Origin of the sequence: Paenibacillus sp. 2KB_22 (assembly GCF_052115745.1) — a bacterium.
Lineage (GTDB): Bacteria > Bacillota > Bacilli > Paenibacillales > Paenibacillaceae > Paenibacillus.
Genome location: NZ_JBFRHG010000011.1, coordinates 24,440 through 47,142, shown reverse-complemented (window position 1 = coordinate 47,142; position 22,703 = coordinate 24,440). Strand labels below are relative to the sequence as shown.

At 48.0% G+C, this 22,703-nt stretch carries 22 protein-coding genes; 21 read left to right on the top strand and 1 reads right to left on the bottom strand.

The genetic code is table 11. The annotated features are described in order from the left end of the window. Positions 1-82 precede the first annotated feature (82 nt). The 5 genes from purR to AB4111_RS29785 all read left to right on the top strand — a co-directional run bounded on the left by purR (position 83) and on the right by AB4111_RS29785 (position 4,185). Positions 83-910: a pur operon repressor gene (purR, locus tag AB4111_RS29805; protein WP_017691373.1), complete on the top strand. Its 828-nt coding sequence runs from the start codon at positions 83-85 to the stop codon at positions 908-910. A gap of 188 nt (positions 911-1,098) precedes the next feature. Continuing rightward, positions 1,099-1,383: a septation regulator SpoVG gene (gene spoVG / locus AB4111_RS29800; RefSeq protein ID WP_017691372.1), complete on the top strand. Its 285-nt coding sequence runs from the start codon at positions 1,099-1,101 to the stop codon at positions 1,381-1,383. A gap of 83 nt (positions 1,384-1,466) precedes the next feature. After that, on the top strand, positions 1,467-1,661 hold the full coding sequence (locus tag AB4111_RS29795) for a hypothetical protein (protein ID WP_124118801.1): 195 nt from the start codon (positions 1,467-1,469) through the stop codon (positions 1,659-1,661). 77 nt (positions 1,662-1,738) lie between these two features. After that, a complete protein-coding gene (glmU, locus tag AB4111_RS29790; protein WP_442034928.1) occupies positions 1,739-3,130 on the top strand; it encodes a bifunctional UDP-N-acetylglucosamine diphosphorylase/glucosamine-1-phosphate N-acetyltransferase GlmU in 1,392 nt (463 codons plus the stop codon). A 101-nt stretch (positions 3,131-3,231) separates the two neighbouring features. Further along, positions 3,232-4,185: a ribose-phosphate diphosphokinase gene (locus tag AB4111_RS29785; protein WP_017691370.1), complete on the top strand. Its 954-nt coding sequence runs from the start codon at positions 3,232-3,234 to the stop codon at positions 4,183-4,185. A 194-nt stretch (positions 4,186-4,379) separates the two neighbouring features. Here the strand turns inward: AB4111_RS29785 and AB4111_RS29780 are convergent, their stop codons facing one another. Further along, positions 4,380-4,580 carry a hypothetical protein gene (locus AB4111_RS29780; protein WP_024633712.1) on the bottom strand — a complete coding sequence of 67 codons (201 nt, stop codon included), beginning with the start codon at positions 4,578-4,580 and terminating at the stop codon, positions 4,380-4,382. Positions 4,581-4,720: 140 nt separating this feature from the next. Between AB4111_RS29780 and pth the strand changes: the two genes are divergently transcribed. From pth to AB4111_RS29700, 16 genes are all read left to right on the top strand, one after another. Then, positions 4,721-5,281, top strand: coding sequence for an aminoacyl-tRNA hydrolase (gene pth / locus AB4111_RS29775; protein ID WP_253428882.1), 561 nt, complete (start codon positions 4,721-4,723; stop codon positions 5,279-5,281). 97 nt (positions 5,282-5,378) lie between these two features. Continuing rightward, positions 5,379-5,609 (top strand): anti-sigma-F factor Fin family protein, encoded by a 231-nt coding sequence (locus AB4111_RS29770; RefSeq protein ID WP_017691368.1) that lies wholly within the window; start codon positions 5,379-5,381, stop codon positions 5,607-5,609. Positions 5,610-5,881: 272 nt separating this feature from the next. After that, entirely contained in the window at positions 5,882-9,409 is a 3,528-nt protein-coding gene (gene mfd, locus AB4111_RS29765) for a transcription-repair coupling factor (RefSeq protein WP_442034903.1), read from the top strand. Continuing rightward, positions 9,393-10,541 (top strand): peptidylprolyl isomerase, encoded by a 1,149-nt coding sequence (locus AB4111_RS29760; protein ID WP_442034901.1) that lies wholly within the window; start codon positions 9,393-9,395, stop codon positions 10,539-10,541. The genes mfd and AB4111_RS29760 overlap by 17 nt, the downstream gene beginning before the upstream one ends. A 331-nt stretch (positions 10,542-10,872) precedes the next feature. Then, positions 10,873-11,415 (top strand): stage V sporulation protein T, encoded by a 543-nt coding sequence (spoVT, locus tag AB4111_RS29755; protein WP_036606123.1) that lies wholly within the window; start codon positions 10,873-10,875, stop codon positions 11,413-11,415. Positions 11,416-11,579: 164 nt separating this feature from the next. Beyond that, a complete protein-coding gene (locus AB4111_RS29750) occupies positions 11,580-13,337 on the top strand; it encodes a putative polysaccharide biosynthesis protein (RefSeq protein WP_442034898.1) in 1,758 nt (585 codons plus the stop codon). Between the two features lie 149 nt (positions 13,338-13,486). Next, positions 13,487-14,980 (top strand): nucleoside triphosphate pyrophosphohydrolase, encoded by a 1,494-nt coding sequence (gene mazG, locus AB4111_RS29745; protein ID WP_442034896.1) that lies wholly within the window; start codon positions 13,487-13,489, stop codon positions 14,978-14,980. Between the two features lie 307 nt (positions 14,981-15,287). After that, positions 15,288-15,560 carry an HU family DNA-binding protein gene (locus AB4111_RS29740; protein ID WP_017691362.1) on the top strand — a complete coding sequence of 91 codons (273 nt, stop codon included), beginning with the start codon at positions 15,288-15,290 and terminating at the stop codon, positions 15,558-15,560. Beyond that, positions 15,560-15,838, top strand: a complete 279-nt coding sequence (locus tag AB4111_RS29735) for an RNA-binding S4 domain-containing protein (RefSeq protein WP_124118808.1) — start codon at positions 15,560-15,562, stop codon at positions 15,836-15,838. The genes AB4111_RS29740 and AB4111_RS29735 overlap by 1 nt, the downstream gene beginning before the upstream one ends. Positions 15,839-16,010: 172 nt before the next feature. Further along, positions 16,011-16,295 carry a sporulation protein YabP gene (gene yabP / locus AB4111_RS29730; protein ID WP_253428894.1) on the top strand — a complete coding sequence of 95 codons (285 nt, stop codon included), beginning with the start codon at positions 16,011-16,013 and terminating at the stop codon, positions 16,293-16,295. Next, the gene (gene yabQ / locus AB4111_RS29725) at positions 16,292-16,861 is read left to right on the top strand and encodes a spore cortex biosynthesis protein YabQ (protein ID WP_253428896.1); all 570 of its coding nucleotides are present in this window, start codon (positions 16,292-16,294) and stop codon (positions 16,859-16,861) included. Before yabP ends, yabQ begins: the two co-directional genes overlap by 4 nt. 11 nt (positions 16,862-16,872) lie before the next feature. Then, on the top strand, positions 16,873-17,208 hold the full coding sequence (locus AB4111_RS29720; protein ID WP_076254642.1) for an FtsB family cell division protein: 336 nt from the start codon (positions 16,873-16,875) through the stop codon (positions 17,206-17,208). Positions 17,209-17,406: 198 nt separating this feature from the next. Then, on the top strand, positions 17,407-17,937 hold the full coding sequence (locus AB4111_RS29715) for a S1 domain-containing RNA-binding protein (protein WP_017691357.1): 531 nt from the start codon (positions 17,407-17,409) through the stop codon (positions 17,935-17,937). Between the two features lie 487 nt (positions 17,938-18,424). Beyond that, positions 18,425-20,932: a stage II sporulation protein E gene (spoIIE, locus tag AB4111_RS29710; protein WP_442034892.1), complete on the top strand. Its 2,508-nt coding sequence runs from the start codon at positions 18,425-18,427 to the stop codon at positions 20,930-20,932. 85 nt (positions 20,933-21,017) lie between these two features. Then, entirely contained in the window at positions 21,018-21,770 is a 753-nt protein-coding gene (locus AB4111_RS29705; protein WP_339238937.1) for a VWA domain-containing protein, read from the top strand. Then, on the top strand, positions 21,754-22,701 hold the full coding sequence (locus AB4111_RS29700; protein WP_442034889.1) for a serine/threonine protein kinase: 948 nt from the start codon (positions 21,754-21,756) through the stop codon (positions 22,699-22,701). Before AB4111_RS29705 ends, AB4111_RS29700 begins: the two co-directional genes overlap by 17 nt. Positions 22,702-22,703: the final 2 nt, after the last annotated feature.

The following is a 22,703-nucleotide window of genomic DNA, read 5'->3' as shown; positions in this document are numbered from 1 at the left end:
TGTACAAACACGTATAAAGGTGTTATATTTTTAAATAATTATTCGGATTTAGATGTTTCCGTGATCGTGAGGATGGATCTCTGTGAAGAAGTTAAAACGAAGCGCAAGGCTGGTTGAAATGACGCAATATTTATTGTCCAGACCGCATACGGTTATTCCGTTGACCACATTTGCCGAACGCTATGGTGCCGCAAAGTCTTCAATTAGTGAAGATTTGGCGATTATCAAGGAAGTGTTCGAAGAAGGTGGGTCAGGAGAACTGCATACACTGGCTGGAGCAGCCGGGGGAGTAAGATGGATTCCGAAGGTATCCCGAGAACTGGCACTGGCATTTGCGGAACGGCTCTCGACCCAGCTCGCGCAACCTGATCGGATCTTGCCTGGAGAATACCTGTACATGTCCGACTTGCTTGGTCAGCCCGCATTGATGAATGAAGCCGGCAAGATCTTTGCAACGGCCTTTGGCAATATGAATATTGATGTGGTTATGACGGTAGAAACCAAAGGAATTCCACTGGCTTATGCGACCGGAGCCCAGCTCAACCTGCCTGTCGTGCTCGTACGCAGGGACCATCAGGCTACAGAAGGATCGGCCGTAAGTATCAATTATGTATCCGGGTCCCATAAAAGTCTGCATACCATGTCCCTGTCTCGTAGGGCAATGCGTGAGCATTCCAGAGTACTTATTGTGGATGACTTCATGAAGGCTGGGGGTACGGTGCAGGGAATGATCGATCTTTTGGCCGAGTTTAATGCTACAGTTGCCGGGGTAGGGGTACTGGTGGAATCTGGTTCTGTAGATTCAGAAGAACGGCTGCTAACCGATTACGTATCTCTGGCGAAGCTGACAGCAGTTGATGCCAAGAGCAGACAGATTTCCGTCAAGCCTGGCAACTATTTTGACCTGTAGAAAGATGACGAATGTTATGTCGTTAAAGGGTCTTTTCCATCGACCTGGCACTAACGTTGTCGAATTGTGTATTAAATAAAAAAATTCCTGAAATTAGGAAATTTTTATGGTTATAAAAAGAAGGAGTTCGTATATGCAGTGTGRAATTATACACCAAGTTCTGATGGAAAAAGGTGGTGAACACACACATGCAAATTACGGATGTCAGACTCCGCCGTGTTAACTCGGAGGGGAGAATGAAGGCTATCGCATCCATTACCATCGATAACGAATTCGTCGTTCATGACATTCGTGTCATTGATGGTAACAACGGAATGTTTGTTGCTATGCCGAGCAAGCGTACTCCTGATGGAGAGTTCCGTGATATCGCCCACCCGATCTCTTCCGGTACGCGTGAGAAGATTCAGGCAGCAGTTTTGACTGAATATGATCGTGCAGCAACTGAGGAAGAAGTCATTGAAGAAGGTGCCTGAGAACATTATTGGGGTTCGAAGGAAAAGAGAGCCATGTCTTATGGCTCTCTTTTCTTTTTGATCGGAATAAGATATATTCAGTATTGAGTTTATTAGCAGAGAACAAAAAGCGCATCGTGCGCTTGGTGGCAGGGCGGCATCTTAGGAATCATTGGGATTCGGTTAAGCTCGCAGGTACACGGCGTATACATATAGGTCACGATTCGTTGGTGTCCGCGTTGTTACGTGTGATTACAGAGACAGCAGGCGATGAACAAGACCGGCTTGAAGCCGGCTGAACGATACTCATTGGATATAGATAAGCAATGCATTTCAATGGGTTTTTCAGAACAGGAGGTCGTTAATTTTGAAACGAATGGCAATCGTTCTTGCTGCAGGGCAAGGCAAACGAATGAAATCAAAATTGTACAAAGTACTGCATCCCGTATGCGGTAAACCTATGGTTGGACATGTGCTGGATGCAGCACTCAGCGCAGGCGTTGAACGCAGTGTGGTTGTCGTCGGCCATGGTGCCGAAGCGGTGCAGTCATTTTTAGGTTCCAAGGCGGAGTATGCACTCCAGGCGGAACAGCTGGGCACAGGTCATGCAGTACAGCAGGTTAAATCCTTGCTTGGCGGCGAAGCAGGATCCACAATTGTGGTCTGTGGAGATACACCGCTCGTGACTCGTGAGACATTGGAAGGTCTGATGAATTACAATGAGAGTCGCGGGGCAGCAGCGACAGTACTTACGGCTCAGTTGGACAATCCCAAAGGTTACGGCCGAGTAATACGTGGAGAAGATGGTTCTGTACAGCGGATCGTAGAACAGAAGGATTGCAACGAACAGGAAGATGCTGTGAATGAGATTAACACAGGCACATACTGTTTCGATAATGCAAAATTGTTCGCTGCGCTAGATAAAGTAACGAACCAGAACGCTCAGGGAGAATATTATCTCACAGACGTAATCGGCATTTTGCGTAATGATGGAGATGTGGTTGAGGCTTACATGTCGGATGACATCGCGGAATCCATCGGGGTTAACGATCGATTGGCACTTTCGCAAGCAGAAGCCTTCATGCGTGAACGTCTCGCGGTACGTCATATGTTGAACGGTGTAACAATCATTGATCCGTCATCGACATATATCGGAGCGGATGTTACGATTGGAGCAGATACAGTATTGTATCCGGGGACAATTCTCAAAGGCACAACTTCGATCGGTGAAGCATGTCATATTGGTCCTCAGGCAGATGTGGAAGACAGCGTTATTCAGGACGGAGTTACAATTAAACACTCGGTGTTGTCCAATGCCGAAGTGGGTTCTGATGCAACGGTTGGTCCATTTGCTAATTTGCGTCCAGGGACTAAATTGGGTCGCAACGTAAAAATTGGTGACTTTGTTGAAGTGAAAAATGCTACAATTGACGAAGGTTCCAAAGTATCTCATCTCAGCTATATTGGGGATGCCAAAGTAGGGAAAAACGTAAATGTTGGATGCGGGGCAATAACTGTCAATTATGATGGTTATAATAAGGCTGTGACGACGATTGAAGATGATGCTTTTGTAGGTAGCAACGTCAATCTGATTGCACCGATTACGGTAGGAAAAGGCGCTTATGTGGTTGCTGGATCTACCGTTACCCATTCCGTTCCCGAAAATGATCTGGCCATTGCTCGTCCACGTCAGGAGAATAAACCTGGTTATGCGGAGAAGATTCGCGGACGTGCCAAAGCCAAGAAACAAAATGCCAAACCCCAATAAGGGGTTTTGATAACAAGATTGCCTCCCGAAGATCCGGGAGGTGCCGACATGTCGCAGACGCTTATAGATTCCAATGAACCAGCACGGAGGGTTTTTATTTTATGACTTATTTTGATTCGAAATTAAAAATATTTACTTGCAATTCTAACCCCAAGCTTGCCCATCAAATTGCTGATTATATCGGGATCCCTATGGGTGAATCCCATACAACCAGCTTTAGTGATGGCGAGATTCAAGTGAAACTCTCCGAGAGTGTTCGGGGCTGTCACGTTTACATCGTGCAGTCCACTTGCTTGCCGGTTAATGATAACCTGATGGAAATGCTCGTGATGATTGATGCACTCAAACGGGCATCTGCCAAGACGATTAACGTTGTTATACCTTACTACGGCTATGCAAGACAGGATCGCAAGGCACGTTCGCGTGACCCGATTACAGCGAAACTGGTTGCTAACCTGATTGAAAAAGCGGGTGCAACCCGTGTCATCGCGATGGACCTGCATGCAATGCAGATTCAGGGATTCTTCGACATTCCGGTCGACCATTTGCTCGGAGTGCCGATTCTGGCTCAATATTTCCGGTCGAAACAGATCGAAAATCCGGTTGTCGTGTCGCCTGACCACGGTGGCGTAGTGCGTGCACGTAAACTGGCTGATTTCCTGAATGCACCTCTGGCGATTATCGATAAACGTCGTCCTGAGCCAAATGTGAGCGAAGTGATGAACATTATCGGTAACATCGAGGGCAAAACAGCCATTCTGATCGATGACATTATTGACACGGCGGGAACGATTGTACTGGGAGCGAATGCTCTGATGGAAGGCGGCGTAAAAGAAGTATACGCGTGCTGTACTCACCCGGTATTGTCTGGACCAGCGATGGAACGTTTGGAGAATGCACCATTGAAGGAAGTCATCGTAACGGATACCATTCCAATTACGCATGCTAATCCGACTAGCAAACTCAAAGTGTTGTCTGTAGCGCCTTTGCTCGGAGAAGCGATTATCCGGGTTCATGAGGAATTGTCAATCAGCAAGCTGTTTGAAATTGAATAAGGATGTCTGCATAAAGTAGTAGAGGGGTTACGTTTTCCGGTTCAATGGAAAATGTAACCCCTGTCGGCGTGCCGTTTTATTAAGAGTGAAACAGACCCTGGTCAGTCCATATAAGTTGAACTACTCATTTACACCAGAAGATGTTTCTGCACGCGCAGTGATCCAGTGTAAAATGGTTCGTTCATCTTATATGGTTAATAGCCGGGGCGGGAGATAAATCGGAAACGCCGCCGATGAAAAAGTGTATCGGCAATTTCGACAAATTGATTATCAAAACGGGTGATGAGTCCAATCTCAATATGGGTGTCGCGGTCGTATACCTGTACAGGTACGTGATATTCGAGATGATAGATAAAATCGCTATGTTGAGTCAGTTGTCCGTTGTCTTCGCGCAAAACCCGCTCACCTTCCTGGGTTGATAAAATATTAACTGTGAACACTACAGTAAATCGGAACTTTACTTTCCTGATATTATATGAAATATAACATTCGAAGTCTATGCCTCACCTCAGGCTAATCCGAAGGAGGGAACAAGATGAAGTGGATTGTCGGACTTGGAAATCCAGGCTCGAACTATGCCAAAACTCGTCATAATATCGGTTTTATGGCACTCGATCGGTTGGCTGATCGTCATAGTATCTCCATTACACAGAGTAAATGTAAGGCGCTGATTGGAGAAGGCCATATTGGCGGTGTGAAAACCGTGCTGATTAAACCTATGACTTATATGAATTTATCTGGTGAATCAGTTCGAGCGTATATGGATTTTTATAAAGTTAGTCTTGAAGATCTGATTGTTGTGTACGACGACATGGATACTGAGATTGGCAAAGTCAGATTGCGTTACCAAGGTAGTGCAGGCGGGCACAATGGAATCAAGTCCATCATTCAGCATACCGGTACACAGCAGTTTAACCGGGTACGCATGGGAATATCCCGTCCTGAGCCAGGACATGCCATTGTCGATTATGTACTGTCGACATTCATGAAGAAAGAAAAGGAAGCCCTTGATCAGACCATTGAGCAAACATGTGATGCTTTGGAGCATAGCTTGACTCATACGTTTGAACAAACAATGGCGAAGTTTAACGGATAATGTTGTAAAACAACCTGGTAAAATGATCAAAAAGACGGGTTCGATTCGGCCATACTGGACATACTGGACGTATAAACCATGTTCAGGAGGCATAAACATGTCAGTGAATTACGTATGTAGGCATTGCCGTACCTTTATCGGACGAATCGATTCTGCCCGGATAACGGAAGTAGAGCTCGGCTTTCATTTCTTGACCCCCGACGAGCGGAGGGATATAATAGCGTATAATTCCGGTGGTGACATTACCGTTCGGATTACATGTGATTATTGTAAGGAAGCCCTGGAGCACAATCCGGAGCTCAGCCTGCTCGCGAGCCCGCTTCAATAGACATCGCTGTAGCAGGATAGAATGACAGTTGAGGGCGGTTGCGTAATAACGCTCCACCTTTTATAGCCTTGGCAGCCTGCTGAGGCTTCTTTTCAGTTGGCATGAAAGCCACTGCTATATCCAAATCAGGCCCCGCCACATCAACAGATGTGGCAATGTTGCGAGTAATCCTTTATGATGAAACAGGAGAAAAAGGAATTTGTATCCATTTTAATAGTGATGCTACGCGTATGCGTGAGATAATCAAGTAAGTTATAAGAGAGGTGCCCCTTTTGTTACAAGCACTTATACAGGCTTTTTCCAAAGATCCGGACTTCGGGTCCATTACAGCCGGAATCAAGTCCGGCATGAAGGAACAATTGGTTTCGGGTCTATCCGGCTCGGCGCGTCAGATTATGCTGGCAGCTCTGCATCAGGAAATGAACAGACCATTGCTCGTAGTAACGCACAATATGTTTTCAGCTCAAAAAATTGCAGAAGATTTACAGGAAGCGCTTTCACCAGATCAGGTGTTGATCTATCCTGCCAACGAACTTGTCGCTGCTGAAGCTGCTGTTTCCAGCCCGGAAACATTGGGTCAGCGTATTGATGTGTTGGTCCGCTGCGCCCAGGGATTCAGGGGCGTTGTTGTTATTCCATTTTCCGGGGTAAGACGTTATGTTCCTCTTCCGGAAGTGATGGCCAATGCTCGAATTTTGATTAAACAGGGCAACACACTTCAACTGGACTCTTTCCTGCTGGAGATGGTAAAGCTCGGATATGAGCGTGTGGAGCGCGTGGAATCTCGTGGTGAGATGAGTGTTCGCGGAGGTATTATCGACTTCTATCCGGTTACTTCATCGATCGCATATCGAGTGGAGTTATTTGATGACGAAATCGATTCCATTCGGACATTTGACCCAGCCGATCAGCGTTCAATTGAACGAATTGAAGAAATTACGGTTTTGCCATGCAAGGAGTTAATTGCAGATCGTGAACGAATGGAAAAGGCTGCCGATGCGGCTGCTCTTTTGCTGGAGCAACAGCTGGAGAAAATGACGGACCGGCAGGCGAAGCTGCGCCTTCGTGAAGAAATTCACCGGGAGATCGAGCTTTTGCGGGAGCACGTGTATTTCTCCGAAATGTATAAATATATTTCTCCGCTCTATCCGGAGAACAAAACGATTTACGACTATATGCCAGAAGATACCCTGCTGGTCCTTGATGAGCCTGCGAGATTATCGGAGACATCGAAACAGCTGGACCGTGATGAATCGGAGTGGAACCTGCATTTGATGCAAAATGGAAAAACACTTCCGGATCTTCCATTATCCGCAGACGGTGATGAACTCTTGTATGAGCGTCCATTCCAGACGCTGTTTATGTCGATCTTCTTGCGCCAAGTTCCACACACCCAACCACAGAACATTTTGAACTTCATCAGTCGTGGCATGCAGGATTTCCATGGACAGATGAACGTACTGAAGGCAGAGATGGAGCGCTGGCAGAAGGCCGGAGTTCAAGTGCTCATGCTGGCGAACGGTGAGGAGCGACTCGAGCGGATGCGCCGGGTACTGATGGACTATGATATTCCAGAGCCAGAGATGATGATCGGTAACCTGCAAACGGGATTTGAAATGCCGTCCATTCATTTGGCTGTTGTGACCGAGGGCGAGATGTTCTCGCAAAAACAGCGTAAGGTACGCAAACCGATTCGGAATGTAGACAATGCTGAACGAATCAAATCCTACAGCGAGCTAAAAGTGGGCGATTATGTCGTTCACCAGAACCACGGGATTGGTAAGTACCTTGGGATCGGCACCCTCGAGGTTGGCGGTATTCATAAGGACTACATGCATATTCTCTATGCCGGTGGAGACAAACTGTCTGTACCTATTGAGCAGATCGATCTGATTCAGAAATATGTGGGTTCCGAAGAAAAAGAACCGAAAATATACAAGCTGGGCGGCAATGAGTGGACACGGGTTAAAAATAAAGTCCGCACATCCGTACAGGATATTGCTGATGATCTGATCAAGCTGTATGCAGAGCGTCAGACCTCCAAAGGTTTTGGATTCGACAAGGATTCTGCAGAGCAGCAGGAGTTTGAGGACATGTTCCCTTACGATGAGACACGTGATCAGGTACGTGCGATCGAAGAAATCAAGAAGGACATGGAACAAAACCGTCCAATGGACCGTTTATTGTGTGGGGATGTAGGTTACGGCAAAACCGAGGTGGCTATTCGGGCTGCATTTAAAGCAGCTATTGAAGGCAAGCAGGTGGCAGTACTCGTTCCGACAACCATTTTGGCACAGCAGCATTTTGAGACGTTCCGTGAGCGGTTCTCCGGTTATCCGTTCAACATTCATGTGCTTAGCCGGTTCCGCTCCCGTAAAGAGCAGAATGAAACTGCCAAAGGCATTAAGGCAGGCACAGTAGATATTGTCATCGGAACGCATCGATTGCTGTCGCAGGATCTGGTGTTCAAGGACCTGGGACTGCTCATTGTTGATGAAGAACAGCGCTTCGGAGTAACCCATAAGGAGAAACTGAAGAAGCTGAAAACCAATGTGGACGTGCTGACGCTAACGGCAACGCCGATTCCGCGTACGCTTCATATGTCCATGCTGGGTGTGCGTGATCTGTCCGTTATTGAGACTCCGCCAGAGAATCGTTTCCCGGTACAGACCTATGTGGTTGAACACAGCCAGGCGCTTGTTCGTGAAGCCATTGAACGTGAGCTTGCTCGTGGCGGGCAAGTGTATTACCTCTACAACCGTGTTCAGGGAATTCAGGAGATGGCTGCCGAAATTTCTGAACTTGTGCCTGAAGCCAAGGTTGGTGTGGGACATGGTCAGATGTCGGAAACAGAGCTGGAGAAGACGATTCTGGACTTCCTGGATGGTGAATATGACGTGCTTGTGAGCACAAGTATCATCGAGACCGGGGTAGATATTCCGAACGTAAATACACTAATCGTACATGATGCGGATAAAATGGGGCTCTCCCAGCTGTATCAACTGCGCGGACGTGTGGGTCGTTCCAACCGTATTGCGTATGCCTATTTTACGTACCAACGGGATAAAGTGCTTACGGAAGTTGCGGAGAAGCGTCTGCAATCCATCAAAGAATTTACCGAACTGGGTTCAGGATTCAAAATTGCCATGCGTGACTTGTCGATCCGTGGTGCAGGAAATCTGCTAGGAGCAGAGCAACATGGCTTCATCGCTTCCGTCGGGTTCGATCTGTATTCTCAGATGCTTGCGGAGGAGATCAACAAACGCAAAGTTACGATGCTTGGCGAAGAGCCGGTACCTTCCGACCAGTGGAACACAACGCTGGATCTCAGTATCGATGCCTACTTGCCGTCCGATTATATTTATGACAGTATTCAGAAGATTGAGATCTACAAAAAAGTGGCGGTCATTGCATCCTTCGACGATGCGATGGAGTTGGAAGACGAATTGGTTGACCGGTTCGGTGATCTTCCGGAAGCTGTCATTAACTTGCTGGCTGTTGCGCGGATGAAAGTATACGGCAAAATTTACGGTATTGAGTCCATTTCCCAACGTGGTGAGGACATTACCGTGAAGTTTTATGAAGGGCGTGAACATGCCTTTGAACTCTCGAAAATCTCGCACATTGGAAATCAGTTCGAAAGACGTGTACAATTTGAACAAGGACCCCATATGCTGATTCACGCTAAAGGCAAGGGGCTTGGGGATAAGCAACTAATGGAGCTGGTAGAGAAAATTCTGGAGTCCATGAAGACGGCTTTTAAATCAAAGGGGGAACTAAAAGATGTTACCAAAGTATAAAAAAGTAGGAAAAGTACTGTCTGTGAGCATGGTCGCAGTACTATCCTTATCACTGCTTGCTGCATGTGGCAAGAAGGAAGAAGCGAAAACACCGGAATCGACAGATACGAGTGCTGTAGTCGCTACGTATGATGGTGGTACCATTACAGCCAATGAATTCGACATGGAGCAACGTGTCATGAAATTCCTCTATCCGGAGTATGCACAAATGATGGATATGGATGATTTCAAAGAGTATCTGGTAAAACAGGAAGTTGCTTATGAATATCTGAGTGGCAAAGCAAGTGAAGAAGCCAAAACAGCGGGTTCCAAAGCGGCAACCGAGCAATTCGATAAAATGAAAGCTTCTGTTCAGGCGGATCAATGGACAGAAATGCTCAAAGCTCAGAACCTGACAGACGATAACATTAAAAACTACATGACTCGGATTATGACAGTTATTAAAGACAAAGAAACAGGCGTTACGGAAGATGCAGTCAAGGCTGAGTTTGAGAAAAACAAAGATCAGTTCACTACAGCTTCCGTTCGTCACGTGCTGATTAACTTCACAGATCCAAAAACGCAAAAAGAGCGTAAAAAAGAAGATGCACTGAAAATCGCAAAAGAAGTAAAAACGAAATTGGATGGCGGAGCTGATTTTGCTAAAATTGCAAAAGAATATTCCGAAGATCCAGGTTCTGCTGAAAAAGGTGGATTGTACGAAGAAACGCCTGTAGGCAGCTGGGTAGAGGCATTCAAGGAAGCTGCAAAAACATTGCCACTGAACAAAATCAGTGATCCGGTTGAGACGGAGTATGGTTACCACATCATGAAAGTGGAAGCTCGTACTGAAGCGGACTTCACCAAATTGACAGCTGAGCAAAAAGAAAGTCTGAAGAGCCAATTGGCAGCTGCTGAGATTGATACGTTCATGCAAAATGAATTGGACAAAATCGTAAAAGAAGTCAAACTGCCAAAAACAGAAAAAGCTGAAGAAGGCACGACTGAAGGTACAACAGGTACAGGAACTGAAGGAGAGAAAACAACCGAACCAAAAACGGATGACTCCAAAGGTACGGATACCAAGACTGACCAAGGTACGACTGGAACAGACAAAGATGCAACTACAGATGAAGGTACAAGCAGTAAGTAAGTTAGTAAATCATGCTGTGTTAGCATACGTTCAGGGTTAAATCCGCCCGAATGAATGCCTTGTACTACGTTAATATGGACAACCATACAGAGAAGCAAGGGGAGGACTTAGGACCTCCTTCTTGCTTCTTCTTGTATATATTCAAGCTGTATGGGTACATGGTCGCCTTCTTCAAAAGTTACACAACTATATTCTCCGAAGCATGTATAAGGAAATGGGAACAGATGAATACTATGGTCAAGATATCACACTAAACGTTCTGGGACTTTCCTCTACCCATTAAGGAACAGTAGTTGAAAAATCTTCTCGAGAAAGTGGGGCAACATGTGAAATGAAAGCTACTGGTATTGTCCGCCGTATAGATGACCTTGGTCGTGTGGTCATTCCAAAAGAAATCCGCCGTACGTTACGTATTCGTGAAGGTGATCCGCTGGAAATTTTCGTGGATCGTGATGGAGAAGTTATCCTTAAAAAATATTCGCCAATTGGCGAACTTGGTGATTTTGCCAAAGAATATGCAGAATCCCTGTATGAAAGTACGGGTCATGTAACGATGATTTCCGACCGGGATACCATCATCACGGTGGCAGGAGGCTCCAAGAAAGAGTATTTGGACAAGCAGGTAGGTCAACTGTTAGAGGGCTGTATGGAAAACAGAAAGACCATTTTGGAAACAAACAACGGTTCTTATGAGCTTAGCAAAGATCATGACGAGACGTTATCATCATTTGTTATTGCGCCGATTATTTCAGGTGGTGACCCCATCGGAACGGTTATCCTGTTCAATAAGGATGAATCGGTGAAGATGTCTCAGATGGAAGTGAAGATGTCCGAGACAGCTGCTGGTTTCCTTGGCAAGCAAATGGAACAATAGATAGCAAATCGACTCCTGGTGCCCTGATTTGGGCATACGGGAGTTTTTGCGTTTTAAGGGAAAGGAGTTGATCCAGACGGGTGTCATGGTGGAGAGTTAGTCTGTATGCCCTCAGGCAGGTATAATAACAAGGTATGCTTAAAAGGATTACGCAGGAGGGACTTATGAAACAGCCGTCTACAGGCTCAAGGCTGCTACAGGGTGCATTTGTTCTTGGGCTTGCCGCCATTATCTCCAAAATCATTGGTGCTTTTCAAAAGATTCCGTTGCAGAATCTGGGGGGAGACGGTGTTTTTGGCATTTACAATACGGTGTATCCGTTATATATGCTCATTGTTACGCTTGCTGCTGCCGGGCTGCCTCTGGCCGTATCCAAATTCGTAGCAGAGCAGAATGCACTTGGAAGACCGGACGAGAGCAGAAGGATTATTCGGTTATCCTCATTGCTGCTTGGAGGAATTGGACTTATTATGGCGCTCTTGATGTATGCAGGTGCGCCACTGATCGCTGACATGATTGGCAATCGACATGTGGTTCCATCGATTCGTGCAGCTTCATGGGCGTTATTGTTCGTTCCGGTGATGACAGGGCTGCGTGGTTATTTTCAGGGGTTACAGCAGATGGTCCCAACAGCGGTATCGCAAGTGGTGGAGCAGACGATACGTGTCACCGTCATGATTGTTCTGCTTTTATGGTTGCTGAGACGGGACGCTTCGCTTGAGACGATTGCCGCTGGAGCCATGATGGGCTCCGTTGCCGGCGGAATGGTCGGGCTGTTAACGATGTTAGGGTACATGGTCCGTCATCGGCGGAAACGTAGGGAAGTGGGAACCGGACCATTTGTTTTGGAATGGAGCAGTAACGGCAAAGAGGTTGGATCAGATCGTCATGAGCGTCAAGAGCATCAGGAGAATAGATCGGTTACGCCACAGATGAAAACGGCGAGTTCGATTAACCCCGCTCTGGCAGACCGGTCTCGATCCAATGCCGAATGGATCAGGACGCTGCTCATGTACGCCATTCCGGTCTGTCTCGGGTCGCTTGCCGTACCACTAATGAATCTGGTGGACACCTTCACCGTGCCACGGCTTCTGCGGGGAGAAGGACAGGATGAACTCCAGTCGATGGTTTCCTTCGGCATCTACAACCGCGGCTTGCCGTTGGTTCAACTGGTGACGATGCTGGCTACGTCACTGTCTGTGCTGTTTATTCCGGCGATGGCGGAAGCCCGGTTAAAGGGCGGGCCAGAAGCCGTCCGGCAGCAAGCAGGCCTAGCGCTGCGCTGGTTCTGGTTGATCGGCCTGGCGGCATCCGCGGGTCTCGCGGTGCTGGCGGAGCCGATTAACCGCATGCTGTACGGAGATGCCGCAGGCACCGAAGCACTGCGGTACATGGCGCTGACGGCTGCGGGCAGCACCGTCAGCATTATTGCGGCGGCGCTGCTGCAAGGCCTCGGCGCCGTGCGCGCACCCGCGTTCAGCATGCTGGCCGCCGCAGGCGTCAAGGCGCTGCTGAACGTCATGCTTGTGCCGGCGCTGGGCATCAGCGGCGCGGCCCTGGCAGGCGCAGTCGCCTACATGCTTGTGGCTGGCCTGAATGTGGCGCTGCTGGCGCGACTTGTCGCCCTGCGCCCTGTCCCTGGCGCCGTCCTGGCGAAGCCGGCGCTGGTGATCGCCGCCATGAGTCTGGCGGCGGTAGGCACGGCCTTGGCCGCCGAGGCGGTACTCGGCGGCATGGGTATCGCGGCCGACCGCAGGCTGGCCGCGATGGGCGTGAGCCTGCTGGGCATTACCGCAGGCTCGGCCGTGTTCCTGCTGGCGGCGGCCCGGACAGGGCTGCTCACCGCTGCAGAGCTGGCGGCTGTGCCCAAGTTGGGGCCTCGCCTCGCCAAGCTGCTGCGCAGACTGCGTGTGCTGCGCTAGCTTCATGCTCATAGTGCTTCTGCATCCAGCACACCCAATATGCAATTATAGGATATCGAATGATTCTGGTATAATACGTGTAATTAGTCCTGTTCAGGCACGCTGAATGAGTGAGCCTGGACAGGATAGTCCGGATGGAGGTTTACGTAATGAGTGCAGCTTTAACCATAGTGGGTCTTGGATCAGGAGATGCAGACCAACTGACCGTAGGTATTATCAAAAAAATGAAATATGCAGCTACGCTGTATGTACGTACCCTGGATCATCCTGTATTGAATGATCTGAAGCAAGAGGGACTGGAGATGACCTCATTTGATGCCATCTATGAGGCAAAGTCCTCTTTCCCAGAGGTGTATGATGAGATTGCGAACCAACTGATCGAGGCCGCTCGCAAGGGTGAGGCTGGAACCGAGATTGTGTATGCCGTACCCGGTCATCCCATGGTGGCAGAAGCAAGTGTGCGACTGCTCAAAGAACGTTGCCCGCAAATGGGCATTTCACTGCGTGTAATGGGTGGAGAAAGCTTTCTGGACGAAGCCTTTATTCGACTTGGATTCGATCCAATTGAAGGCTTTCAACTCCTGGATGCCAGCAGCCTGAATACGGAACTCGTACAACCACAGTTACATACGTTGATCGGACAAGTCTACGATGTGTTCACGGCTTCAGATGTGAAACTTTGCCTGATGGAAGTTTACCCGGATGATTATCCGGTATTTGTCGGTCATGCGTTGGGTGTACAGGGCCAGGAGATCATTCACAAAATTCCGCTACACGAACTGGACCGGATCGAAGGATACGGCAATCTGTCATTGATCTATGTACCGAAGAACACCGATGATGCCCTGCGTCGTCGATCCTTCGCACGTCTGCATGAGATCGTTAATATTCTTCGCAGCCCGGGTGGCTGTCCATGGGATCAGGAGCAGACGCATCAGTCCATTCGCAAAAACCTGATTGAAGAGACGTATGAAGTCATTGAGACAATCGATGAGGATGACCCTGACCATATGAAAGAAGAGCTGGGTGATCTGTTGCTGCAGATTTTATTGCATTCCCAGATGGAAGAAGAAGTGGGCACATTTAATGTGTATGATGTCATCGAAGGGTTGAATGATAAGCTGATCTTCCGCCATCCACATGTTTTTGGCGAACATCAGGCAGCAGATGCGAATGAAGCTCTTCAGAACTGGGAACAGATGAAAGCAGAGGAGAAGAAGCGTAAGGGCCAGGATCAGCCGAAGGTTTCCGTGCTGGATGGTATACCGCGTGACTTGCCTGCATTGATGAAGGGATACAAGTTACAGAAGAAAGCAGCCAAAGTTGGCTTTGATTGGGATGATGTTGAAGGTGTATTTGCCAAGATAGAGGAAGAACTGGCAGAGTTAAAAGAAGCGGTGCAACAAGGCCAGTCTGCGGAAGAACGGAAGCTGGAACTGGGTGATTTATTATTCGCAGCCGCGAACGTTGCAAGATTCATCGATACGGACCCGGAAGAGGCACTTGCTGCGACGAACCGCAAATTCATTGGGCGTTTCCAGTACATTGAGGACCGTCTTCGTGAACAGGGAAGAACACCAGCAGATAGCAATGTAGAAGAGATGGAGCAATTCTGGCAGGATGCGAAGAAGGCAGGATTATAACCGGTTCAATTTTCTGGAAAATACCGATTAGCCTTATTCCATCATGCTATGCAGTGTGTTATGATATACGAACATGTGTTCATCTGAATTAATTGGGGTTGGTGTTTAGCGACAGATGGTTTCGGGTACTGGTCTTAGACTGTTCCCTGCGGACCATCGACAAAAAGCTAAAAAAAGTCGCGGACCAAGGCAGGATTTCAGATGCCAAGCCAGAATACATGTGTAGTGACCTAACGCGAATCAGCGGCAATCAATGTATTGTCAGGAATCGCAGATACTTTTTTTTCAATTTGGGAGGCTTTTAAAAATGAACAAAACAGATCTGATTAACAACATTTCAACCAAAAGTGGTTTGACTAAAAAAGACGTTGAGTCCGTATTGAACGGCTTTTTGGGAGAAATTACAGATGCACTTGCCAGCGGAGACAAAGTACAATTGATCGGCTTTGGCACTTTTGAGACCCGCAAACGTTCCGGTCGTACCGGACGTAACCCACAAACAGGGAATGAAATCGTGATTCCTGAGTCCACTGTTCCTGCATTCAAAGCAGGCAACAAACTTAAAGAAGCCGTAAAATAATGCGTCTTGATAAATTCCTGAAGGTCTCCCGGCTAATCAAACGCCGCACTGTGGCCAAGGACGTCTCTGAACAGGGACGTGTTCTGGTGAACGGACGTGAAGCGAAGCCCAGCGCCAATGTCAAAGTAGGCGATGAGTTGACGGTTCAGTTCGGTCAGAAACTGGTCACCGTGAAGGTGGAACGAATTGCCGAGAGTACCAAGAAGGATGAGGCGAGCAGCCTCTACACCTTGGTGAAGGAAGAGCCGATCGCCAAGGATAACGGGATGAACTGGTAACAGTACATCTGGTATTGAATATTCATTCAATGCAAGTTGAATCGAAACGTCCTCCTGAAACAAGGAAGGGCGTTTTTGTTTTTACCGGATGCCGGGTTATTTGTTCAACAACGCTGGTTCTATTCCAACCTCCACATCCATAAGCTAGGTGTAAGAAGGAGGGGTACATGCCATGGTTGAGCACGGTAAGGCCAAACAGCATCATCTGAGCATGCAGAATCGGAAACTGCTGGATCTGACGGGTGTCACCAACGTGGAGAGCTTCGACAGTGAGGAATTTTTGCTGCAGACTGAACTTGGGCATCTGACCATCCGGGGGCACAATTTACATATCAAAAACCTGAGCCTTGAGGAAGGCCTCTTATCCATTGAAGGCACTGTCAGTTCTCTGCAATATCTGGACCCCGGTTCCCAGAACAAAAATAGTAAAGGCCTGTTTGGCAAGATGTTCCGATGAGTCCGGATACTCAATGGATCACATTGATGTGGATGCTTACTTCGGGGGTCGTGATGGGAATGGCCTACGACAGTTACCGGGTACTGTCCGGACAGCTGCGGTTTCCGAGATGGAGTATTCACACGCTCGATCTGTTGTACTGGGTTGCCTCCGCGCTGTTCGTTTTTCGGATGCTATACGCCGGAAACCACGGACAGTTGCGGTTTTATGTCTTTTTGGGGCTGATTATAGGGGTTTGCTTCTATTTTTGGCTTTTAAGTGTTACAACCCAGCGTTTTGTGGTAATGTTAATTAAACTCGCAAGAACGCTGATTCATTGGTGTGGACATATCCTTAACATCCTGATCGTTATGCCGGTTAAAGGAATTTATAAGTTCATTCGCGTATTATTCGGTTTTGTAATTGCGATACTATTATTCCTGGGCAGGCTGGTACTGCAATTTTTGGTACCTTTCGGCAAGTTGTTCCGCTGGATGTTTAGGCCGCTCCTGAAATATTGGGTAACGCCACGCTTCATGATCCGTGTGGGTACAAGAATTGCAGCGATATGGAAACGCTGGTTTTAAGGAGGTCCGTAATGGGTAAAACACCTGTGGGCAGATCAAAGGCTCCAACTAACCAAGGAAAATCTGCCGGTGCAAAAAGGCGCCTCATGCTTTGGATGACGTTTATGATTGTATTTGTAATATGGGCAGGATATACATTCCTTGTGCAGAATGCACAAATTTCGGACAAGAGTTCTCATCTGGCCACTCAGCAAGCTTCAAAGGAAGATACGTTGAAGAAGCTGGAACAGTTGAAGTACGAAGTCAGCCGGTTGAATGACCCTGAATACATAGGACAGCTGGCGCGGAAAAAAGGATATTATCTTCCTGAGGAAACGCCGATCCAGGTTGAAGAGTCAGGGAACTGATGGAATTCGGTCCATTACCGAGCTAGGTTTGTTATCCGTGTGTCTGAAGCCGTTAAACCGGAAAAAATAGGCTCTCTGATGGGGTAGTGTTCAGTTGACCTTGGTTTACGGCATAAGGTATAATTACATTAGCGCAGCATTGATTTTGGCATTCAAAAAATCGGGTTGTATATTTTTAAGGGAGGATCATTTTATTCTATGGCAATTGAAGTGGGCACCAAGTTAGAGGGCAAGGTGACAGGAATCACGCATTTTGGAGCATTTGTGGATCTGTCAGGAGGTGTCACGGGTCTCGTTCACATCTCGGAAATCGCCGACAATTATGTCAAAGATGTCAACGACCACCTGAAGCTGAATGACCTCGTTACAGTGAAGGTTATCAACGTTGACAAGGATGGCAAGATCGGACTTTCCATTAAGCAAGCTGTTGACAAACCGGTTGAGCAACAAACACAATCCAGACCCCCGAGAGCTCCTAGACCGGAACGCAGTGGAGGAGATCGCGAACGATTCAGCGGCGGAGGCCCAAGTGGTGGCCAAGGTCGTGGTGGCGGCGGCGGTGGATTTAACCGTGGTGACCGCGGAGGCCGTTCTTTCAAGCCCGCAGCAGGCAAACCTTCATTTGAGGATAAAATGTCACGCTTCCTGAAAGATAGTGAAGAGCGGATCTCTTCGCTTAAGAAGAACACAGAAGGCAAACGTGGAGGCCGCGGAGCCAAGCGTGTGTAATCTGTCACAACCTGATCTAAACATATAAGAGAAACCGTTAGCCCCTGGGCTAACGGTTTTTTTGCATTTCTTTCACAGATGACTTTTCACAGATAAGTAGTGGAATAGCTTTTTTTGTAAAGTGAATCTCCATATCCCCAGTTTTTCTGCACGACAAAATGGAACCATAAGAACATTTGTCGTCTACCATTTTTTACCGACAGGTTTCCGTGGCATTCCACAGCTATCCTGCTCAAATGATGGCGAGACCAAAGCATCGCCGGTTCAAAATCAGACATTGCCTTTGTCGGAATCAGATAAGAGAAGGACAGAAACCACAATAAGGCCGGGGGTTTTGCTCCACCGCGCCAGACTCATTTCTTTTGTCGTAAACTTTTTGGACCCTGCCCACCTATTCTGACAAACTACGTCTTCTATTCTATCTATAATCAGAACCATCGAGAACGAAACACGAAAATTCAAATTAATCGAATGGGGTGCCTTGAGGATGATGGAAAAGTGGAATGTCATTCAATTTCCGGGAATGAAAGCAGGTAAAGGTGGTACGGAAGCTCGGGAGGAGCTGTCTGTACGTCTGAAACATTGGCTTGGCTCCCGCAAGGCTGTCCAAATGGTAGCTTCCCGTAAATGGGTACTGCTGCTTACGTTCATGGGATTTCTGCTCGGAAAGGCAATGATCCTGAATGAGTTATCTCCTTTCGCCATTGCGTACTTCGCCGTAATTGCTTTCATGCGCAGGGATTACATCATTCCGGTAGGCGCCGCTCTACTCGCAGGTAGTCTGTTTGCACCGTTTCCCGTACCACTCATTGTTGCATCGGAGATCGCCATCTTTTATCTGCTCTTCCGGGGTCTGGAGTCATATGATCGTGCTGAATTATCTTATGCGCCGACGATGGTGTTTACCACTACATTTATGGTCAAATTATTCGCGGTCGTGATCGGGCCATCCTTCAGCTGGTACGCTATGCTGATGCTCACGATGGATTCCATATTAAGCTTTGTGCTCACCCTTGTTTTCATACAAGCTATACCGATCTTCACCTACCGCAAAAAAAAATTCAGCCTAAAGAACGAGGAGATCCTCTGCCTGATCATATTGCTAGCTTCCGTTATGACGGGAGCCGTAGGGTGGACCATTCAGTCCTTATCCGTCGAGCATATGCTCTCCCGTTATCTCATATTAATCTTTGCGCTGGTGGGCGGAGCCCCCCTCGGAGCCTCAGTTGGGGTCATTACCGGCTTGATTCTGAGTCTGGCTGACATGTCAGCGGTGTATCAGATGAGCCTGCTTGCTTTTGCCGGGATGCTGGCAGGGATGCTTCGAGAGGGCAAACGTGCGGCGGTGGCACTGGGCATGCTGCTGGGTTCGTCCATTCTATCCATATACTTGGGTGGTCCAGGTGATGTGATGAATTCATTATGGGAGACATGTGCGGCTATCGTACTGTTTATGTTGACACCTAAGAGCCTGATGACAGCGATATCCAAATATGTACCAGGTACGCAGGACCATACAAAATCCCAGCATGAGTATGCCAAACGGATAAGGGATATCACGGCAGAACGGGTAACTCGCTTCTCGCAGGTATTCCGTCAATTGTCACGCAGCTTTGATCAGATGTCCGGTGCGGGAGAGCCAGTACAGAAAGAAGGTGGAATGGATCATTTCATGAATGCGGTTGCCGAAGGCACATGTGCAAGCTGCTTCAAGCGTACGCAATGTTGGGATGCCAAGTTTATTCAGACCTACAAATACATGACCGACGTAATGAGTACCATTGAAGCAAATCCGGAGATCTCAGGCAAGCAGATTCCAGTGGAATGGAACAGGGTGTGTGCGAAGCCGGAAGAGGTACTTGAAGTCATGCGTGCCCAGTACGGGTTGCATCAACATAACATGCAGTGGAAACGCCAGATTATCGATAGCCGACAGCTGGTTGCAGAGCAATTGTCCGGTGTATCTCAGGTCATGGAGGACCTGGCCAAAGAAATTCAGCGGGAAAGTGAGGAGATGGTACAACAGGAGGAGCAGATTCGGGATGCACTGGAGTCACTGGGCCTGTCCATTCACTCTATTGAGATCATCAATCTGGAAGCGGGCAATGTGGAAATTGAGATAGTACATGCATATACACGGGGATTCGATGAGTGCCGGAAAATGATCGCTCCGCTGATCTCGGATGTACTGGACGAACATATCGCCGTCTTGCATGAGACGATGACCGACCCTCGCCAGGGACTGGCGACTGTTACGTTTGGTTCAGCCAAAACGTTCGAGGTAACCACCGGTGTTGCCGCTGCTGCCAAAGGGGGAGATGTGATGTCAGGCGACAGCTTTAGCACGGTTGAGTTAGGAAACGGTACATTCGCAGTCGCACTCAGTGATGGAATGGGCAATGGAGAACGGGCACGCATGGAGAGTAGCGCAGCGTTGAACATACTGGAGCAGTTGCTACAGTCCGGCATGGACGAGAAACTGGCGATCAAATCCGTGAACTCCGTTCTGATGCTGCGCTCCCCTGAAGAGATGTATGCCACAGTCGATATGGCGCTGATTGATGAATATACGGCAGAGACAACGTTTATGAAAATCGGATCGACGCCAAGCTTTATCAAACGTGGACAGGAGGTTATTCAAGTTTCAGCCAGCAATTTGCCAATCGGTATTATTAAAGATATTGAAGTGGATTTGGTGACGGTACAGCTACAACCAGGTGATATCCTCATTATGATGACGGATGGCATCTATGATGCACCGGGGTATGCTGTGAACAAAGAGCTATGGATGAAACGACTCATTCAAGAGATTGATACAGATGATCCACAAGATTTGGCTGATTGCCTGCTTGAAAGTGTCATAAGATATCAGCAGCATGAAATTTTGGATGATATGACCGTTGTTGTTGGAAAAGTAGAGCATTTCCGTCCTGAATGGGCCACACTGCGTGTGCCTGGCATCAACCGGATGGAGCGACCACGGACCGTCAGCTAATTGCATATTCTTCTGTTTGAAGTCTCTTCATTCTGGTAATGCTAGTCATAGAGTTGGAGAGTAACGAATAACGGAGGGATATCGGATGAAGCAAATCTTATTGATCACCGACGGTTGTTCCAATGTTGGACCAAGTCCGGTGCTGGCAGCGGCCGAAGCACAGGAAGAGGGCATTACGGTTAATGTAGTTGGCGTGATTGATTATGGAACCATTGGTGAGTTGGGCAGCCGTGAGATTGAGGATATTGCCAGAGCCGGAGGTGGAATCAGCCAAATTGTAGGTACACGGCAGCTTGCCCATACCATGCAGATGATGACAAGGAAAACGGTGGTTCAGACTATTCAGCAGGCGGTTAATAGAGAGTTAACACAAATTTTGGGAGAGAAGGAGCCCAAAACGGTAACCGATTTGGAGCCGGCACAACGCGCACGGGTCGTGGAAGTGATGGATGACATGGCTGAAACTACAGCCTTACAGGTGATATTGCTAATAGACGTCAGTGCCAGCATGAAGCCCAAACTGGCTGCGGTAGAAGAAGGCATTCGCGATTTAATGTTGAGTTTGCAGGCGCGTGTAGGTCAGAGCAAGCTTTCCGTATTTCATTTCCCGGGACGACACAGTGGAGAAGATGCGGTAATGGATATTGACTGGACAACGGATCCAGGCCGTGTTCGGTCCCTGTTTGGAAGGTTGCAGATGAAGGGCGCAACTCCGACAGGTCCTGCAATTCAGAAGGTGATTGATTTTTACCGTTATGGTACACTGGAGGAACAGCAGGAAATAGAAGGGAACTATCGCATTGAAAGAGAAGGGATGCTCGGTGACAACGTTGTCTGACGCCTCTTTCCCGCCAGGAACCGTGGTTACAGGGAAATGGAATCGCAGTCGTTACACGATTCGGAAGCTACTGGGCAAAGGAGCCAATGGCATCGTTTTTCTTGTCCAACGGGGCGAAAATGGCAAACACTATGCGCTAAAAATGGGATTTGATCCGGTAGATCTGCAATCGGAAGTCAATGTGCTCAAATCTTTTCAACTACAGCGTAATCATGAAGCCCTTCGGCAGAGCGGCATTCCTTCCTATCTTAAAGATGTGGATGATTATGCCGTTCGTGGCCGGGATATTCCCTTTTATGTGATGCGTTACGTTAGAGGTGAGGCTCTTCATCACTTCATTCGGCGTCAGGGGACAGACTGGACACTTCTGGTTGGACTTAGGCTCTTGCAGAAGCTGGCACAATTGCATCAGGCAGGATGGGTGTTTGGTGATCTTAAACCTCAGAATGTGCTGGTATCCGATTATGGGCAGGTGGAACTAATCGACTATGGTGGAGTTACGTCTATTGGTCGAAGCGTTAAGCAATTCACCGAATGGTATGATCGGGGCTTCTGGAATGCAGGCAGCCGTACAGCAGATGGTACCTATGATGTGTTTGCATTTGCATTATTGTTGATTCATGTACTTGAAGCAGACGCGCTCAAGGCACTGGCAACAGAAGGATTACCGCAACTGCGAAGTGTGAATCAGCTCGTAGCGCTGGTGGAGCGCAGTGAACGATTGGGTCCTTTTCGCAATTGGACGATTCAGGCACTACGAGGTCAGTTTCGTGATGCAGGTCATGCGGCACAAGCGTGGAAGGAAATGATGGCACGCCCCACGCCTCTTCGCCGTCGTTCCAAAAGTACAACACCGCGCTGGCTTAAGAACGCATTCGCTGTATCTGTGATATTACTTATTGGAGTGCTCATCTATGCACTACGTTTCTGATC

Bases quoted from the DNA above. Each gene is read 5' to 3' on its own strand.
- AB4111_RS29720 (WP_076254642.1), top strand. From the start codon at position 16,873: ATGGGTAAAACACCTGTGGGCAGATCAAAGGCTCCAACTAACCAAGGA.
- yabQ (WP_253428896.1), top strand. From the start codon at position 16,292: ATGAGTCCGGATACTCAATGGATCACATTGATGTGGATGCTTACTTCG.
- AB4111_RS29735 (WP_124118808.1), top strand. From the start codon at position 15,560: ATGCGTCTTGATAAATTCCTGAAGGTCTCCCGGCTAATCAAACGCCGC.
- spoVG (WP_017691372.1), top strand. From the start codon at position 1,099: ATGCAAATTACGGATGTCAGACTCCGCCGTGTTAACTCGGAGGGGAGA.
- AB4111_RS29760 (WP_442034901.1), top strand. From the start codon at position 9,393: ATGTTACCAAAGTATAAAAAAGTAGGAAAAGTACTGTCTGTGAGCATG.
- AB4111_RS29750 (WP_442034898.1), top strand. From the start codon at position 11,580: ATGAAACAGCCGTCTACAGGCTCAAGGCTGCTACAGGGTGCATTTGTT.
- AB4111_RS29770 (WP_017691368.1), top strand. From the start codon at position 5,379: ATGTCAGTGAATTACGTATGTAGGCATTGCCGTACCTTTATCGGACGA.
- mazG (WP_442034896.1), top strand. From the start codon at position 13,487: ATGAGTGCAGCTTTAACCATAGTGGGTCTTGGATCAGGAGATGCAGAC.
- yabP (WP_253428894.1), top strand. From the start codon at position 16,011: ATGGTTGAGCACGGTAAGGCCAAACAGCATCATCTGAGCATGCAGAAT.
- spoVT (WP_036606123.1), top strand. From the start codon at position 10,873: ATGAAAGCTACTGGTATTGTCCGCCGTATAGATGACCTTGGTCGTGTG.
- glmU (WP_442034928.1), top strand. From the start codon at position 1,739: ATGGCAATCGTTCTTGCTGCAGGGCAAGGCAAACGAATGAAATCAAAA.
- AB4111_RS29715 (WP_017691357.1), top strand. From the start codon at position 17,407: ATGGCAATTGAAGTGGGCACCAAGTTAGAGGGCAAGGTGACAGGAATC.
- AB4111_RS29785 (WP_017691370.1), top strand. From the start codon at position 3,232: ATGACTTATTTTGATTCGAAATTAAAAATATTTACTTGCAATTCTAAC.
- pth (WP_253428882.1), top strand. From the start codon at position 4,721: ATGAAGTGGATTGTCGGACTTGGAAATCCAGGCTCGAACTATGCCAAA.
- spoIIE (WP_442034892.1), top strand. From the start codon at position 18,425: ATGATGGAAAAGTGGAATGTCATTCAATTTCCGGGAATGAAAGCAGGT.
- AB4111_RS29705 (WP_339238937.1), top strand. From the start codon at position 21,018: ATGAAGCAAATCTTATTGATCACCGACGGTTGTTCCAATGTTGGACCA.
- AB4111_RS29740 (WP_017691362.1), top strand. From the start codon at position 15,288: ATGAACAAAACAGATCTGATTAACAACATTTCAACCAAAAGTGGTTTG.